13 protein-coding genes are annotated in these 17,078 nt (G+C 70.5%); 6 read left to right on the forward strand and 7 right to left on the reverse strand.

What is annotated here, in order from left to right; translation table 11 throughout:
• The 4 genes from ACFV7Q_RS07780 to ACFV7Q_RS07795 all read left to right on the forward strand — a co-directional run bounded on the left by ACFV7Q_RS07780 (window position 1) and on the right by ACFV7Q_RS07795 (window position 4,383).
• The gene (locus ACFV7Q_RS07780; RefSeq protein WP_385424923.1) at window positions 1-1,266 is read left to right on the forward strand and encodes an MDR family MFS transporter; all 1,266 of its coding nucleotides are present in this window, start codon (window positions 1-3) and stop codon (window positions 1,264-1,266) included.
• Complete coding sequence (locus ACFV7Q_RS07785; RefSeq protein WP_385424925.1) at window positions 1,259-1,765, forward strand: GNAT family N-acetyltransferase; 507 nt, start codon at window positions 1,259-1,261, stop codon at window positions 1,763-1,765. Before ACFV7Q_RS07780 ends, ACFV7Q_RS07785 begins: the two co-directional genes overlap by 8 nt.
• 218 nt (window positions 1,766-1,983) lie before the next feature.
• Window positions 1,984-2,577 carry a response regulator transcription factor gene (locus tag ACFV7Q_RS07790; RefSeq protein WP_385424928.1) on the forward strand — a complete coding sequence of 198 codons (594 nt, stop codon included), beginning with the start codon at window positions 1,984-1,986 and terminating at the stop codon, window positions 2,575-2,577.
• A 111-nt stretch (window positions 2,578-2,688) separates the two neighbouring features.
• A complete protein-coding gene (locus tag ACFV7Q_RS07795) occupies window positions 2,689-4,383 on the forward strand; it encodes a DUF885 domain-containing protein (protein ID WP_385424930.1) in 1,695 nt (564 codons plus the stop codon).
• A gap of 445 nt (window positions 4,384-4,828) precedes the next feature.
• Here the strand turns inward: ACFV7Q_RS07795 and ACFV7Q_RS07800 are convergent, their stop codons facing one another.
• The 7 genes from ACFV7Q_RS07800 to ACFV7Q_RS07830 all read right to left on the reverse strand — a co-directional run bounded on the left by ACFV7Q_RS07800 (window position 4,829) and on the right by ACFV7Q_RS07830 (window position 12,954).
• The gene (locus tag ACFV7Q_RS07800) at window positions 4,829-6,559 is read right to left on the reverse strand and encodes an ADP-ribosylglycohydrolase family protein (protein WP_385424933.1); all 1,731 of its coding nucleotides are present in this window, start codon (window positions 6,557-6,559) and stop codon (window positions 4,829-4,831) included.
• Window positions 6,556-7,275: a DarT ssDNA thymidine ADP-ribosyltransferase family protein gene (locus ACFV7Q_RS07805; RefSeq protein ID WP_385424936.1), complete on the reverse strand. Its 720-nt coding sequence runs from the start codon at window positions 7,273-7,275 to the stop codon at window positions 6,556-6,558. Before ACFV7Q_RS07805 ends, ACFV7Q_RS07800 begins: the two co-directional genes overlap by 4 nt.
• Window positions 7,272-8,657 carry a 3'-5' exonuclease gene (locus ACFV7Q_RS07810; protein ID WP_385424939.1) on the reverse strand — a complete coding sequence of 462 codons (1,386 nt, stop codon included), beginning with the start codon at window positions 8,655-8,657 and terminating at the stop codon, window positions 7,272-7,274. Before ACFV7Q_RS07810 ends, ACFV7Q_RS07805 begins: the two co-directional genes overlap by 4 nt.
• Window positions 8,658-8,784: 127 nt before the next feature.
• Entirely contained in the window at window positions 8,785-10,314 is a 1,530-nt protein-coding gene (locus tag ACFV7Q_RS07815) for a helix-turn-helix domain-containing protein (RefSeq protein WP_385424942.1), read from the reverse strand.
• A 435-nt stretch (window positions 10,315-10,749) separates the two neighbouring features.
• Window positions 10,750-11,607, reverse strand: coding sequence for an alpha/beta fold hydrolase (locus ACFV7Q_RS07820; RefSeq protein ID WP_385424945.1), 858 nt, complete (start codon window positions 11,605-11,607; stop codon window positions 10,750-10,752).
• Window positions 11,608-11,715: 108 nt separating this feature from the next.
• Complete coding sequence (locus ACFV7Q_RS07825; RefSeq protein ID WP_385424948.1) at window positions 11,716-12,201, reverse strand: DUF6193 family natural product biosynthesis protein; 486 nt, start codon at window positions 12,199-12,201, stop codon at window positions 11,716-11,718.
• Window positions 12,202-12,411: 210 nt separating this feature from the next.
• Window positions 12,412-12,954, reverse strand: a complete 543-nt coding sequence (locus ACFV7Q_RS07830; protein WP_385424951.1) for an ArsR/SmtB family transcription factor — start codon at window positions 12,952-12,954, stop codon at window positions 12,412-12,414.
• Window positions 12,955-13,010: 56 nt separating this feature from the next.
• On the opposite strand from ACFV7Q_RS07830, the gene ACFV7Q_RS07835 reads away from it, so the two are divergent.
• The gene (locus tag ACFV7Q_RS07835) at window positions 13,011-13,916 is read left to right on the forward strand and encodes a S41 family peptidase (protein ID WP_385424953.1); all 906 of its coding nucleotides are present in this window, start codon (window positions 13,011-13,013) and stop codon (window positions 13,914-13,916) included.
• 382 nt (window positions 13,917-14,298) lie between these two features.
• Window positions 14,299-17,013 carry an aconitate hydratase AcnA gene (acnA, locus tag ACFV7Q_RS07840; RefSeq protein WP_385424956.1) on the forward strand — a complete coding sequence of 905 codons (2,715 nt, stop codon included), beginning with the start codon at window positions 14,299-14,301 and terminating at the stop codon, window positions 17,011-17,013.
• The last annotated feature ends 65 nt before the right edge of the window (window positions 17,014-17,078 follow it).

Raw genomic sequence — 17,078 nt, forward strand, 5'->3', positions numbered from 1 at the left:
ATGGCTGTCATCGACACACTCGGCCTGCCGAACACCGAAGGCCGCAGGCCCCTGATCGTCGCGCAGGTCGTCGACGCCCTGGGCACCGGGCTCTTCCTCCCGTTCGCCGTCGTGTACTTCCACGCCGCCAAGGGCATCCCCCTGACCACGGTCGGACTGATGCTGTCCGCCGGCGCGCTGCTCTCACTGCCCGCGGGACCCCTCGGGGGCCGGCTGATCGACAGGATCGGGCCGCGGAGCGTGCTGGTCGCGAGCAACCTGGTCCGCGTCCTGACCTTCACCGCCTACGTGTTCACCGACACGCCCTGGCAGCTGGTCGTCCTGGTCACGGCCACCCTGTGGGGCGACAGCCTGTTCCGGCCCGCGGTCTTCGCGCTGGTGGCGCAGGTGGCCGACGACGGGCACCGGGCGCGCTGGTACGCGATGGACCGATCCCTGCGCAACGCAGGGATCGGCGCCGGCGGACTGGTGGGCAGCACACTCGTCGGTTGGGGCGGCACCTCGGGCTACACCGCCGTGGTCGTGCTGAACGCCGTGTCGTTCCTCGTCGCGGCCGGGCTGGTCGCGACCTGGCGCCGGACCGCCGTCCTGCGTCCCGTCGGCGACGGCTCGGCCCCGGTCGCGAAGGACGCTCCGGAGCAGCCGCGCGGCGGGTACCGGGAGGTACTCGCCGACCGGGCGTTCCTCGGTGTCCTGGCCACCGTCTGGGTGTTCGCGCTGTGCGACCTCGCGCTGACCCTGCTGCTGAGCGCCTACGTGATCGAGGCGCGCGGGCTGCCGGCGTGGCAGCCGGGGATGCTGTTCGCGATCAACACCGTCATGGTGGTGCTGGGGCAGACCGCACTGGCCAAGGCGGTCGAGCGGCACCGGCGGCCCGGAGTGCTCCAGGTGGCGGCCGTCCTGTGGATGGTGTCCTTCGTCCTGTTCGCGGCCGTGCCCGGCGACCACGTCGGCCTGGCCTTCGGCGGGCTCGTCCTGGGCATGGTCGTCTTCACGGTCGCGGAGCTGCTCCAGGCCCCGACCAGCAGTGCACTGATCGTGGGGATGGCCGCCGGGCACCTTCGCGGCCGGTACCTGGGGCTGGAGGAGCTGATGTGGAGCCTGGCCCGGGTGCTGGCACCGACGGTGTTCACCTGGCTGCTGGCGCGGGGAGCCGGCCTGCCGTGGCTCGCGCTCGGCCTCTGCTGCCTCGCGGCGCTCGTGGTGCTGCACGCACTCCGCCGGGTGCTGCCCGCCCACGTCCAGCGGGATACCGTCCATGCCTGAACGCGGGGCCGAAGTCCGCAGCCCGGAGGAGTTCCGCGACGTCTACCACCGGGTCTACCGCGAGCCGCCCTACCACGAGGACGCGGCGGCCGCGGACGACTTCGCCCGACAGCTGGCCGGCCACGCGGCACTCCCCGGCTTCTCCGTGACCACCGTCCTCCACGGCGGTGCGCTCGGAGGATTCGCCTACGGGGTGCACCGCGGGGAAGGGTGGTGGCATCCGCGCGCGGCCACCCCGGCGCCCGAGTGGCTGCGCCGACCGCTGTTCTACGTCTACGAGCTGGCGGTCGTCGCGGAGTTGCGCGGCCGCGGGCACGGCCGCGCGCTGCTGGACCTGCTGCTGGCCGACCGCACCGAGCCGTTCGCCGTACTCGCCGCGTCGAGCGGGGCGTCGGCGCGCGAGGCGTACCGGCGGTGGGGCTGGACGAAGGTCGGCGCGCTCACGGGCCCACCGCACGGTGTGGACCTCCTCGCACTCCCCCTGACACCGCTGCGTTGACCGGGGCGCCGTCGCCCGCGCCGGAGCCCCTCCCGCGGCACCGCCCGCCGCCGGGCGCGAGCTGACAGAGGCAGCGGTCAGTTCGACGTCCGGCGCACCTGCGCGTGGAAGGGTGTCCGGTATGCCCATGACTCCCGGGTCGCGCCGGTTCAGCGGCCCTACGGGCACGCTGTTGCTGCACCGTCTCAATGCACAGGGGGAATCGAATGAGTGTCGATGTGCTGGTTTACGATGACCTCGCCCTGTCCCGGCACGCGCTCACGGCATTACTGGAGCAGCCCCCCGACATCACGGTCGTGGGAGCGGCGGACAGCATCTATGCCGCACTTGAGTTCGCCGAACTGAATCGACCCGATGTCGTGCTCGTCAGTTTCGACGGCCGGGACGAGGAAACGGTCGACATCGCAGAGAAGATGGCCATCCTGCCGGGGGTCCGCACGTTGTTGGTCGCCACCGCGTGCGTCCGGCCGGTCGTCCGCAGGGTCTTCACCGGGGAAATCGACGGAATGGTGCGGCGCAGCGTCCCGCCCGAGCGCCTCTTCGAGGCCGTCCACCTGGTGCACCGGGGTGAGCGGGCCTTCGACGCCGAGCTGGCGGTCGCAGCCGTGTCCAACGAGGACTTCCCGCTGACCCCCCGGCAGTCGTCCGTACTCGAACTCCTCGCCGGCGGCGACACGGTGGAGGAGATCGCCGCACGGCTCGCCCTCTCCGAGGGGACGGTGCGCAATTACATCTCGACCATCGTGGTGAAAACGGGTGCACGCAATCGCATCGATGCGCTGCGCATCGCCCGGAACCGCGAATGGATCTGATCCCCCGCGCAGAACGCACGGCGGCGGGTGCACCGTGTTCCGTTGCGGCGCAGGCATCGACTTCCCCTGTCCGGCTCACATCGCAGAAGAATCGTTACGAGGACGGCTCACATGTCCCCTTCCCATAATCCCCCGGGTGGCCGGCTGCCCCGCCAGCTGGCCGACGCCCACGTCGACGCCCTCATCGAACTCGACCCGATCACCGGGACCTTCCTCGGCGTCGCCGGGAGTTCCGACCGGCTCCCCGACTTCTCGCCGGAGGGCCGGGAGGCGGTGGCCGGGCTGGCCCGTACGACCCTGGGGCAGCTCGCCGCGGCGGAGGCCGCCCCCGGCGCCGACGACATCACCGAACGCCGCTGCGCCCGGCTGCTGCGCGAGCGGCTCACCGCCGAACTCGCCGTGGACGAGGCGGGCGAGGGCCTGCGCGCGGTCGCCAACCTCGGCTCGCCGCTGCACCAGGTACGCGACGCCTTCACCCTCACCCCCGTGGACACGGACGAGGACTGGGCGGCGATCGCGCGCCGGCTGCGCGCCCTGCCGGATGCCCTGGCGGGCTACCGGGCCTCCCTGAACGAAGGCCTCACCCGCAAGCTGCCCGCAGCACCGCGTCAGGTCGCGGCCGTCGTCGGTCAGTTGACCGAATGGATCGGAACGGACCGGAGCTGGTTCGCGGAGTTCACCGACCCCGGGCCCGAGCCGCTGCGGGGCGAGCTCACCGCGGCCGCCACGGTCGCCACCGGCGCCGTGGCGGAACTGCGCGACTGGCTCCGCGACAGCTACGCCCCGGCCGTCGAGGGCGCCCCGGACGTCGTCGGCCGGGAACGCTACGTCCGTCTCGCCCGCCACCACAACGGCGCTGACCTCGACCTGGACGAGGCCTACGCCTACGGATGGGCGGAGTTCCACCGACTTCTCGCCGAGATGCGCACCGAGGCCGAAAGGGTCCTGCCGGGCGCCGGCACCCCGTGGGAGGCACTGGCCTGGTGCGACCGGCACGGCGAAGCCGTCGAGGGCGTGGAAGAGACCCGGCAGTGGCTCCAGTCGCTGATGGACGAAACCATCGACACGCTGGACGGCACCCACTTCGAACTCGCCGAGCGGGTACGCCGGGTCGAGTCGCACATCGCCCCGCGGGGCAGCGCCGCCGCCCCCTACTACACCGAGCCGTCGCTGGACTTCTCCCGGCCGGGACGCACCTGGCTGCCCACGATGGGGCAGACCCGCTTCCCCGTCTACGACCTGGTCACCACCTGGTACCACGAGGGCGTACCCGGTCACCACCTCCAGCTGGCCCAGTGGGCGCACGTGGCCGACAGCCTCTCCCGCTACCAGACCACCGTGGCCTGCGTCGGCGCCAACGCCGAGGGCTGGGCGCTGTACGCCGAGCGCCTGATGGACGAGCTGGGCTTCCTGACCGACCCCCAGCGGCGACTGGGCTACCTGGACGCGCAGATGATGCGGGCCGTCCGCGTCGTCATCGACATCGGCATGCACCTGGAGCTGGAGATCCCGAAGGACTCCCCGTTCCACCCGGGCGAGCGCTGGACGCCGGGGCTGGCCCAGGAGTTCCTCGCCCGGCACACCAGCCGCCCGGCCGACTACGTCGAGAGCGAGATCACCCGCTACCTGGGCATGGCCGGCCAGGCCATCGGCTACAAGCTCGGCGAGCGGGTCTGGCTCGCGGGCCGGGAAGCGGCCCGGGCCCGGCACGGCGCGGACTTCGACCTCAAGGCCTGGCACATGGCCGCACTGTCCCAGGGCTCCCTCGGCCTGGACGACCTGCTGGGCGAACTCTCGGCCCTCTGAGCGAAGACGCAGGCGCCGCCGCACCCCACCCCGACCCGCGATCTCCGCAGTCGGAACGGGGCACGGCGGCGCCCTCGCGCCAGATGTCGCGGACCTGCTCTACATGGCCTCTGACCGGCGAAGATGGAGCCCAACAAAGATCGTCTCGCACGTTCCTTGCACAAGCCGCGCTGAGCGCGCTCAAGCTGCAGCTCCGAGCGCATCCTGTCCTCGTGGGTCTCGGCATCGGTCTCTGGTCTGCTGGGCGCCGTCCGGGTCGCGTCGGCGAGGCCGGCCGGCGCTCGCCCTGACCGTGAGTCTCTGAGTGGAACCTCCCCTGTGCTGCTTGTGTGCCGGGCCTCTGGGTGGCTGCTCCTGACACTCGACCGGCCCGGTGTACGAGGCCTTCATCACGGACGGCGAGGACCCGTTCCCCTGGAGACGGCACACCGGCCACGAGGTCCTGCTATGCGACGGGACGCCCATCCACCGGCCAGACCAGGACCTCGTGTCCGTCCGGGTCGATCACCCGCAGAGACCCCGGGATGTCGCGGGGGCCCCGTGGGGTGATCGGCACGTTGTGCTTCTCCACCATGGCCGTGATGCGCGCCGGGTCCGAGGTCTGCACGGTGAACTGCAACGGTCCTGCCGTCGGAGTGTCCAAGGGGCCCGACATCTCCAACAAGGCCAGCCAGGGCGTCACATAGAGCACGGGACCCCTGTCTTGCACGGGAAGCCCGAGCACCTCGCCGTAGAACTTCCGGGTCTCCGCGAGGTTGCGCACATGGATGGCCATACGGGTCACCGCGGCGGCGGTTGCGGCCGGCGGCTCCTGCCGTACGGGGGCCGGAGACCCTCCCCGCTTCACCGCACGATCCACGTACAGCGACTGGCCGTCGTCCAGGGTCAGTGCGAAGCGCGTGACGTCCTGGCTCTTGCTGTCCAGGCTGTACTGCCGCACCCGTGTCACAGCGCGGCCGTCGACGAACCGCTCCGTGCTCCCGTCCTCCGCGAGGGAGCTGAGCCACTGGGCCTGTTGCACCTCAGGGCGGTCCTTCTCGGTCGCGTCCGCGGCAGGGAGCGGTTCGACCAGCGCGGCGGCAGTGCGTGAGAGGCAGGCATCGTCCTGGATCTCCCGCATGAGCGGCGCGATCCAGTCCGTGCCGTGCAGGGCGCCGAGCAGCGCGGCGGTCATCGAGGCGAGCGTGTCGGTGTCGGCACGGTCCAGGAAGGCAGCCCTGAGTAGCCCCATGGTCGGACGTACGGAGGAACGCGCCGCCAGGTAGCAGGCGGCGGCCGCCGAGACGGTTCCCGCGCCGTTGCGCTGCTTGTCGAAGCAGCCGAGTGCCGCAAGGGTCTGAGCGTCGTCGGCAAGGGCAGCCCGCTCCAAGGATGATCGCGCCGTTGCGAGCAGCTCGTCCATCTCCCGAGCGGTGTCGGCCCATGCTGTGTCGAACGAACCACCAGTGGCATCCGTGAAAGCGGCTGACCAGCCCTCAGGGAGGGCCCCGCGCGCGAGGACGGGGTCGCGCCACTGTGGCATGCCGGCCACGGCGAGCACGACGTCCCCATACTCACCGGCGTCCTGCTGGCGGAGCGTGTGTCGGATGGCCAGGGCATAGACCGCCGCGCCGAGCAGCGCGCGCGGATGACCGTGGGTCAGCACTCCGTCGGCGACCACACGTGACATCAGCCGCTCGGGAGAGGAGTCGGTCAGCGTGTGGACGGCGTGGGGCGCGATCCTCATGGCCACACCGTTGGCGCCGGCGTTGAAGTAGGCGCTGACGTTCTTGCGTTGACCTTCCCACGGGCGGGCACCGGCCTGCCAGCTGCGGCACGCGCTGAGCACGGCCCGACCGCCACCGCGCTGGTAGAGCGGCCATGCCGGGAGCTCGACGTCGGTAAGCCAGGTCTGCCAGTCGTCTCCGCGTAGGCAGGCGCGAGCCGTGGCCAGCAGCAGCTGGGTGTCGTCGCTGTACTCGCCCGCTGCGACCGGGTCCCGGTAGCGGGTGTACTGGCTGCCGGCCCAGCGCAGCCACGGGCGGAAGGCGAGAGCCGGGGCTGTGGTCCGCGAGGCATGGCCTCCGACGATGCCGCTGCGCTGCTCCTGCGGCCAGCCCAAGGCATCACCGACGGCCGCCCCGAACAGCAGGCCGCGGGTACGGTTCAACAGGTCTGCCGGCTTCTGTCCGGTCACCGGGCCATCCCATCACTCTGCGGCGGCACCCAGACGGCCTCGGTGAGGGGAGGCCCGTTGCGCACGCGGCTGCTCAGTCGGTTCTTATCAAACAGCACCGGCTCCACGAGCCAGGTCAAAGGCGGTACTTCTGCTTTGAGGACGCGGAGCCGCGCCAGCTCGTTGGTCACCGCCTCGTGGCTGGGCATAACGACGGCCAGTACGTGCTTGAGCTCAATCGGGCCTGGTACCAGCACCTCCGCCTGCAAGTTGGTGGCGGCCCCCTGGAGGTGGCCCGCTCCACGCGGCCAGTTGTCGCTCGTCGTGGCGAAGAGTTCCAGCAGCGCTTCGGGGCCAGGGCGCAGCCGCGCGCCGTTCTGCTTCGCCGCGTTGCAAGGCGCGAAGAGCGTGCCTTCGCGCAGGGCCAGCTCCACGTCCAGGAACAGGCAGATCCAGTCCGGGTAGTTCTGGTGGTCGGGCTTCTGCCGAGCCTGTGCCAGGTAGTAGCCGTTGGGGAACTGGAAGGTGCAGCAGACCTTGTCGGGCTGTTGGTCGAACCGCTCACGATCGGTGGGGGTGAACTGCTCGGGTGCCGTTTCCGCGAGGTCCTTGCTGCTGCGGATCGCCCCGTCGCGCAGAATGTGCGGGAAGCTACGGGCAGGCGTGAAGTGAGCGAGCCGGGTGGCTCTGCTCCGTCGCAGCGCTTCGGCCAGGGTGAGGCCGCTGGTACGGGTCACGGCTGCACCTCCGCGCAGAGGCCGTCGCCTCCGGGTAGCAGGTGCGTTTTCGTTCCGCTGTAGGTGATGACAAGGTCCGACTTGGCGCGAGTGATGCCGACGTAGAGGAGCTTCGATTCCCGCTCGTCAGCATCGTCCACGCCCAGGGCCTTGACCACCTCGGGGAGGGGCACGGTGTCCCCGGAGCAGAAGGGCATCAGGACCGTGTCGAACTCGAGGCCCTTCGCTGAGTGGTACGTGGTGCAGTACACCCCCGGCGCGTAGTCCCAGCGAAACTTCTGGTCCTTCTCGATCCGCCGGACCGTCAGGCCCGCGCACGCCTCGTCCACATCGGCCCAGGTGCGGCCGAGTACGGCGACCGTCCCCACCTGGCCCAGCTGCTGGGCGGTCGACCGGATCACCGATACCTCCTGTGCGCGGTCGACGCACGCGACAAGTGTGGGCAGCGAACCCTTGGAGCGGGGCGCGACCGGTGGTACGAGCTCGTCGGTGCGGCCGAAGAAGGGCAACTCGCTCAGGGCGATGGCGAACTCGGCGATGGCGGTCGAATTGCGATAGTTGTCCTTGAACGTTTCGACGCGGGCCACCTTAAGGCCGCAGGCCCGCCAGGACATCCCCTGCCCGTAGATCTGCTGGGCGTAGTCGCCGAAGAAGGTTACGGAGCCCTCGGGGTCGACGACCTCCGCGAGCGACCGGATCTCCTCCGGGGAGAGGTCCTGGCCTTCGTCGATGATCACGTGCCGGTACATTCGCGGCCCGTCGTCCGCGGCCTGGTGGTCGCGCACGGAGGCGGCCATGTCGTGCCAGTCGTACGAGTGACCCGCTGCCGCCCGCTGCAGCCGGTACTCCTGCGCGATCTCCCAGACGATCTTGCGCAGCGAGACGCCGAGGGGCGTCCGGCGGCCCAGCCGGTCAACGGCCTCGTACGCCTCCCAGGTGCGCAGGCCCATGCCGGAGATCCAGGCGATCTCGTCTTCGAACCATCCGGGATCCCTCTCGAAGAACTTGTGCGGCCTGTAATTCGAAGCCACAGCCTTGAGCGCGGACCGGATCAGCCGCCGACGAACGGACGACGAGGCAATCGCCCGGCCCTTCATCGCACCGTGGTGGTGCAAGAAGCCGCGGGCGAACCGGCCGTAGGTGCGGATGTCGAGCCGGTCGGTTTCGCTGGAGAAGTGTTTGAGGTAGGAGACGAGAGCGTTGTTGTAGGTTACGAGCAAAGTTCTGCCGGATCCCGACACGCCTGGATCCGACAAGTACAGCGCCCGTAGCATGGCCATCACGGTCTTGCCGGTTCCCGCCGTGCCGAGAACCACGTGATGGCCGGCCGCGGGCAGGTACGCCACGTCCGACTGCCGTCCCACCGGCTCCGGAAGCCCCATCCCCCACCCCTTCAATTCGAGACACCGTCAGTGTCTCTGTGAAGGATGCCTGTTCTGCCCGGATGATCTAGATGCTTTTACGCCAAGGACCCCGCCCGAGTCGGGCGGGGTCCGGAATCCGCGACCCTTAGATGTCGCGGAAGGTCTCGATCTGGGCGCCGACCGAGTTGAGGCGCTCGGCGAGGTCCTCGTAACCGCGGTTGATGACGTACACGTTGCGCAGGACGGAGGTGCCCTCCGCCGCCATCATCGCCAGCAGGACGACCACCGCCGGGCGCAGGGCCGGCGGGCACATCATCTCCGCGGCGCGCCAGCGGGTGGGGCCCTCGACCAGGACGCGGTGGGGGTCCAGCAGCTGGAGGCGACCGCCGAGGCGGTTGAGGTCCGTCAGGTAGATCGCCCGGTTGTCGTACACCCAGTCGTGGATCAGGGTCTTGCCCTGGGCGGTGGCCGCGATGGCCGCGAAGAACGGGACGTTGTCGATGTTCAGCCCGGGGAACGGCATCGGGTGGATCTTGTCGATGGGAGCTTCGAGCTTCGACGGGCGGACCGTCAGGTCGACCAGGCGCGTACGGCCGTTGTCGGCGGTGTACTCGGGCGAGCGGTCGTGGTCCAGGCCCATCTCCTCCAGGACCGCGAGCTCGATCTCCATGAACTCGATCGGGACCCGGCGGATCGTCAGCTCCGACTCGGTGACGACGGCGGCGGCGACCAGGCTCATCGCCTCGACCGGGTCCTCCGAGGGGGAGTAGTCGACGTCGACGTCGATGTTCGGGACGCCGTGGACCGTCAGGGTCGTGGTGCCGACGCCCTCGACGCGGACGCCCAGCGCCTCCAGGAAGAAGCACAGGTCCTGGACCATGTAGTTGGAGGAGGCGTTGCGGATGACCGTGACGCCGTCGTGCCGGGCGGCGGCCAGCAGCGCGTTCTCGGTGACCGTGTCCCCGCGCTCGGTCAGCACGATCGGGCGGCCGGGGCTGACGCCCGGCTCGACCTTGGCGTGGTAGATGCCCTCGGTGGCGGTGATGTCCAGGCCGAAGCGGCGCAGGGCGATCATGTGCGGCTCGATGGTGCGGGTACCGAGGTCGCAGCCGCCGGCGTAGGGCAGGCGGAACTGGTCCATCCGGTGGAGCAGGGGGCCCAGGAACATGATGATGCTCCGGGTCCGGACGGCCGCCTCCGCGTCGATGGCGTCCATGTCGAGCTCGGCCGGCGGGACGAGTTCCAGGTCCACGCCGTCGTTGATCCAGCGGGTGCGGACGCCGATGGAGTTCAAGACCTCCAGGAGGCGGTAGACCTCCTCGATCCGGGCGACCCGGCGCAGGACCGTGCGGCCCTTGTTCAGCAGGGAGGCGCACAGCAGGGCCACGCACGCGTTCTTGCTCGTCTTGACGTCGATGGCGCCGGACAGCCGGCGGCCTCCGACCACGCGCAGGTGCATGGGTCCGGAGTAACCCAGGGAGACGATCTCGCTGTCGAGCGCCTCGCCGATGCGGGCGATCATTTCAAGGCTGATGTTCTGGTTGCCGCGCTCGATGCGGTTCACGGCGCTCTGGCTGGTGCCCAGGGCGTCCGCGAGCTGACTCTGTGTCCAGCCCCGGTGCTGCCGGGCGTCACGGATGAGCTTGCCGATGCGTACGAGGTAATCGTCTGCCATGGGTGCACCGTATCTCAGATATGAGATGAGTCATGCGTCGGGTGGTGCGTGGGAGTGTCACCGACCGTCAATTCACCCGGATCGCAGGGCCGATCGGGTGGCGTCGCACACGGCTCGCGAACCGGGTCGGGTGCGGGCGAGCTCGGCCTTTCGTTGCAGATACGGGCAAATGGGTGAAGTGTGCTCGCCCCCCCCGGGTCGGTCACGGGCTCGTCCGTCGCGGCCCCGGCGCACGGCCTCGGCCGTCCTCCGGTGCGGGAACCGGCTCCGGCGGTCGCGGCGGTGTGCGGGGACGGAGCGGCGGGGCGCCGAACCGCCCTCCGTGCGGGGGGAGATGGCGACGGGGGCGGCGGCGTACCCCCGTGGGGCGCCCTGGCACGGTGCCTCCGGTCGCCTCCGGTCGACGCCGGTCGACGCCGTGCCCGACGCGTGGGCTCAGCCGGCTGCCAGGAACCCCGCCACGGCCGAGGTGAAGGCGGCGGGGTCGTCGCGCCAGGGGAAGTGGCCGGCCCCGGGCCGGACGGTGAGCCGGGCGTCCTTGAAGAGGCCGGCGTACTCCGTCATGACCGGGAGCGGGCCCTGCAGGTCGAGCCCGCCGGCGAGGACGAGTACCGGCGGCTCGAAGAGGCCCAGCGAGGCCCGCAGTGCGACCGGGTCGTACGCGCCCTCGCCGCCGAAGGCGGCTGCCGCCTCCTGGTTCTTCCGGCTCTCGCCGTCGGCGGCGAACGTCCGGGTCGCCTCGTCCCAGCAGCCGTGGAAGAAGGGTTCGACCGCCGGCCAGTCGTCGGCTCCGGCCCCGCCCGCGACGACGCGCTCCAGCGCTGCGAAGGCGGTCGGGAACCAGGGCTCGTCCCGGCGCAGTCGCGCGGCGGTCAGCCGCTGCTCGCTGCTGACGGTGATGCCGGTGGCGGCGACGCTGGGCGTGATCAGGGCGAGCTTGCCGGTGTGTTGCGGGTACCGGGCCGCGTAGAGCACGGCCAGGTTCGCGCCGGCGCTGTGCGCGAGCAGGTCCATCCGGTCCGGGCCGAGGTGGCGGCGCAGCGCCTCCACGTCCTCGACCTGCCGGTCGCAGCGGTAGGTCGCAGGGTCCTCGGGCACGGCCGAGGTGCCCGTACCCCGCGGGTCGAGGAGGATCAGGCGGCGGTGTGCGGCCAGGCCGCCGAGGTCACCGAGGTAGGCGGAGTCCAGCATCGGCCCGCCGGGCAGGCAGACCAGGTCCGGGCCGGCCGGGTCCGGTCCGGTGAGGACGTGGTAGCCGAGCCGGGTGCCGTCGTACGAGAGGAAGGTGGGCATGGGGGCGACGCTCGCAGCCCCGCCCCGCCCGGGCAACCGGGTTTCCGCCCGTCAGGCTGCCCGTTCGGCTGCGCGTCGGTCCCGCCCTTCCGGATGCTCGGTCCCGCCTCAGCACTGCCGCGCGCGGTCGCCGGGGCCGGCGACCGCCGGCCCGAAGCCGGCCGGCAGGTCCGCGACGGCGAGGGCGGCGGCTCGGTGCGCGCTGTCCACGATGCCGGTCACGGTACCCGTGGCGCGCGAGCGGATCTGGAACAGCCCGCCGGACAGGGGGGTGAGGGAGGTGAGCGCCAGGACGAACGGGTGCTGCGTGCAGCTGCTGAAACTCAGCGTGAAGTGGCTGGTCACGGGGTAGAGCCGGCGCAGCAGCGGCTCGGCGCGGACGGCCTCCAGGAGCGGCGCGATCCCCGGGTACCGACCACCCGGTCCGCGCAGCGCCGCGCAGTCGGAGTACCACTTCCACGCCAGCGTCACCGCCTCCCACCGCGCCCCGACGGCGGCGGCCGCCCCCCGGTGCCGGGCCCCGGCCACGTCGGGGAGGGCGGGCCGTGGCGGGAGGGGGCCGTGTCCCCCGGGGGTGGCGTCGGTCGCGTGCACCGGATTTCTTCCAGGAGGCCCCCGTCTTCGGGCGGGGGAGGAACGGATCCCACGGCCGGGCGCAGGACCCGCCCCGGCCGGGCGCAGCGTACGCCGGCAGGGCCGGCAGGGCCGGCAGGGCCGGCAGGGCCGGCAGGGCGCGTCGGAGTGCGGCGTGTGTCACTGTCCTTTCGAGTGAGTCAGGTGTGCTGTCTCGTGAGGTTGGGGCCGCTAAGCGGAACTGGTGGTGCTGGTCGGCAGGGCCTGCTGATAGAGCGCCGCCAACACACCGTGCAGGGGCTGGTCCTCTGCATCTTCCTCGGCCTCGTCGACGAGTTTGGCGAGGGCCTCGCCGAGTTCTCGTGCCTTCGCGGGGCTGAGACGCAGGTGGCGCAGTGTCAGGTGGGTCTCGGCGGGAGAGCGGTCGAGCTCCTGGGCGAACGCGGCGAGCATCGCGGCGGTGCCTGCCGCTTGGGGTTCGGCGACGACCATGTGGCGGGCCGTGCGCTGGTAGTACTGCTCGGTGCCGCCGCGGACCTGGCGGGTCTCGGCGATGTGGACCAGCCCGGCTTCGCGGAGCACTTTGAGGTGGTGGGCCACGTTGCCCTTCTTCGCGTCGAGCTGCGCCGCAAGCTGGCTGGTGGTAGCAGGCCGGTGGCCCAGGGCGAAGAGCAACCGCTGACGCAACGGGTGGGCGAGTGCCGCGAACTGCTCAGGCGCACCGATCCCCAGGACGTCCTCAGGGGGTGGCAGATAGGGAGGCTGATCACGCATACCAAAGTGTCTAAACTCTTTGACGCTTTTGCAATGGTGGTGCTCTACTCCCTGCCATGACGACTTCGACGAAGTTTCCGCCGGCCCCTGTCATCGACGAGACCGCCCGGCTGCTGACCGAAAACTACGTTTTCCCCGAGATAGCCGAGCAGCTCGCCGGCCTGCTGCAACGACGCCTCACCGAAGGCGCCTACGACGTCGACGATGTCGAGGAGCTCGCCCGGCTGGTCACCGCGGACCTGCAGTCCCTCAACGGCGACCGACACCTGAGACTGAAGCACCACGCCGACCCGGTCTCCCCGAAGAAGGGGGCGGCCACCCTGGACGCCATGCGCCGGGACTTCGACACCTCGCTGGGCGGTGCTCCCCGGGTGGAGTTGCTCGACGGAGGGGTCGCCGTGGTGGAGCTGGCACCGATGCTGTTTCCGCTGGAGTGGGCCGCCGAACCGCTGAGCGCCGCGCTCACCCTGGCCTCCCGCGCCCAGGCGCTGATCGTGGACCTTCGCGCCAACCGGGGCGGCGACCCGGACACGGTCGCCTTCGTCTGCAGCTACCTGCTCGACGAGCGCACCCACCTCAACACCATGCACTGGCGCAGCGGCGAGCGCAGCGAGCAGTCCTGGAGCCTGCCGCACGTTCCCGGCGCGCGCTTCGGCGGCAGCAAACCGCTGTATGTGCTGTCCAGCGACAGCACCTTCTCCGCCGCTGAAGAGCTGGCGTACGACCTCCAGCAGCTCGGCCGCGCCCTAGTGGTCGGCGAGCCCACCCGCGGCGGCGCACATCCATGCCAGGGCTGGACCGTGCACCCACACCTGGAAGCCACCGTCCCCGTCGGCCGCGCCATCAACCCCGTCTCCAGCACGAACTGGGAGGGCACCGGCGTGCAGCCGGACATCCCCTGCGCTGCTGCTGACTCCCTCGACCGCGCTCACGCGCTGGCCCTCGCCCAACTGACAGGCTGACCCGGTCCAGCTCATCGACGGCCCTGCGCGCAGCGCCTCCTCCTACCCACGTCGGCGGCTGACTTCGGCGGCGGAGGCCCCCGGTCTCCGGCGCCCCCGCGTGCTCACCCCCGCACGACTAGGTTCACTGTCATAGAAGCCGAACGGGCTGGGTTCGCTGTCAAACGCCTGGATTGGACGACAAGGGACAGTCACGCCGCGCATGACCAGGGCGCGGCGATGCACTAGAGTTATCTCGACATCGAGATATCTGCCGAAGGCGTACCGCAGCCGCCCCCGCTGGTAAGGACTACCTAACTTAGCCTTACCTTAGCGGATTGGCCACAGGGCGTGGCGGCAGGATTGCGGTTACACGCGCGAATCATGCATGAAGGAGACTGTCGTGTCGGCGAACAGCTTCGACGCCCGCAGCACGCTGCAGGTGGGCGACGAGTCGTACGAGATCTTCCGGTTGGACAAGGTCGAGGGCTCCGCCCGCCTCCCGTACAGCCTGAAGGTGCTGCTGGAGAACCTGCTCCGCACCGAGGACGGCGCGAACATCACCGCCGACCACATCCGGGCCCTCGGCGGCTGGGACTCGCAGGCCCAGCCGAGCCAGGAGATCCAGTTCACGCCGGCGCGCGTGATCATGCAGGACTTCACCGGCGTCCCCTGTGTCGTGGACCTCGCCACCATGCGTGAGGCCGTGAAGGAGCTCGGCGGCGACCCGTCCAAGATCAACCCGCTGGCCCCGGCCGAGCTGGTCATCGACCACTCCGTCATCGCCGACAAGTTCGGCACGCCGGACGCGTTCACCCAGAACGTCGAGCTGGAGTACGGCCGCAACAAGGAGCGCTACCAGTTCCTGCGCTGGGGCCAGACCGCCTTCGACGAGTTCAAGGTCGTCCCCCCGGGCACCGGCATCGTCCACCAGGTGAACATCGAGCACCTGGCCCGCACGGTCATGGTCCGGGGCGGCCAGGCCTACCCCGACACCCTCGTCGGCACCGACTCGCACACCACCATGGTCAACGGCCTCGGCGTCCTCGGCTGGGGCGTCGGCGGCATCGAGGCCGAGGCCGCCATGCTCGGCCAGCCGGTCTCCATGCTGATCCCGCGCGTCGTCGGCTTCAAGCTGACCGGCGAGCTGCCGACCGGCACCACCGCCACCGACCTGGTGCTGACGATCACCGAGATGCTGCGCAAGCACGGCGTCGTCGGCAAGTTCGTCGAGTTCTACGGTGAGGGCGTCGCCGCCACCTCCCTCGCGAACCGCGCCACCATCGGCAACATGTCGCCGGAGTTCGGCTCCACCGCCGCGATCTTCCCGATCGACGGCGAGACCCTGAAGTACCTCAAGCTCACCGGCCGCTCCGAGCAGCAGGTCGCGCTGGTCGAGGCGTACGCCAAGGAGCAGGGCCTCTGGCTGGACCCGGCCGCCGAGCCGGACTTCTCCGAGAAGCTGGAGCTCGACCTGTCCACGGTCGTCCCCTCCATCGCCGGCCCGAAGCGCCCGCAGGACCGCATCGTCCTGGCCCAGGCCGCCGAGCAGTTCGCCCAGGACGTCCGCAACTACGTCGACGAGGTCGACGAGGCGGGCAAGGAGTCCTTCCCGGCCTCCGACGCCCCGGCCATCTCGGCCGGCGCCCCGTCGAAGCCGACCCTGGTCACCCTGGCCGACGGCTCCTCCTTCGAGATCGACCACGGCGCCGTCACCGTCGCCGCGATCACCTCCTGCACCAACACCTCGAACCCCTACGTCATGGTCGCCGCGGCGCTCGTGGCCAAGAAGGCGGTCGAGAAGGGCCTGGCCCGCAAGCCGTGGGTCAAGACCACCCTGGCCCCGGGCTCGAAGGTCGTCACCGACTACTTCGACAAGGCCGGCCTGACGCCGTACCTCGACAAGATGGGCTTCAACCTCGTCGGGTACGGCTGCACCACCTGCATCGGCAACTCCGGTCCGCTGGACGAGGAGATCTCGAAGGCGATCAACGAGCACGACCTCGCGGTCACCTCGGTCCTCTCGGGCAACCGCAACTTCGAGGGCCGCATCAACCCCGACGTCAAGATGAACTACCTGGCCTCCCCGCCGCTGGTCGTCGCGTACGCCATCGCGGGCTCCATGAAGGTGGACATCACCAAGGACGCCATCGGCACCGACACCGAGGGCAACCCGGTCTTCCTCAAGGACATCTGGCCGACCGAGGCCGAGGTCAACGACGTCGTGGCGAACGCCATCGGCGAGGACATGTTCTCCAAGTCCTACCAGGACGTCTTCGCGGGCGACGCCCAGTGGCAGGCGCTGCCGATCCCGACCGGCAACACCTTCGAGTGGGACCCGCAGTCCACCTACGTCCGCAAGCCCCCGTACTTCGAGGGCATGACCATGGAGACCACCCCGGTCTCCGACATCGCCGGCGCCCGCGTGCTGGCGAAGCTGGGCGACTCGGTCACCACCGACCACATCTCCCCGGCCGGTGCGATCAAGGCCGACACCCCGGCCGGCAAGTACCTCACCGAGCACGGCGTCGAGCGCCGCGACTTCAACTCGTACGGTTCCCGCCGCGGCAACCACGAGGTCATGATCCGCGGTACGTTCGCCAACATCCGCCTGCGCAACCAGATCGCGCCGGGCACCGAGGGCGGCTTCACCCGCGACTTCACCGTCGAGGGCGGCCCGGTCTCCTTCATCTACGACGCCTCCCAGAACTACCAGGCCGCCGGCATCCCGCTGGTGATCCTGGCGGGCAAGGAGTACGGCTCCGGCTCCTCCCGCGACTGGGCCGCCAAGGGCACCGCGCTGCTCGGCGTCAAGGCCGTCATCGCCGAGTCCTACGAGCGCATCCACCGCTCGAACCTGATCGGCATGGGCGTCCTGCCGCTGCAGTTCCCGGAGGGCGCCTCGGCCTCCTCCCTGGGCCTGACCGGCGAGGAGACCTTCGCCATCACCGGCGTGGAGGAGCTGAACGACGGCACCACCCCGCGCACGGTGAAGGTCACCACCGACTCCGGCGTGGAGTTCGACGCGGTCGTCCGCATCGACACCCCCGGTGAGGCGGACTACTACCGCAACGGCGGCATCATGCAGTACGTGCTCCGCAACCTGATCCGCGGCTGACCGCAGCCGTAGATCCGGGCTCCACCGAAGGGCCGTATCCCCGTCACGGGGGTACGGCCCTTCGG

This window comes from Streptomyces sp. NPDC059851 (assembly GCF_042732005.1).
Lineage (GTDB): Bacteria > Actinomycetota > Actinomycetes > Streptomycetales > Streptomycetaceae > Streptomyces.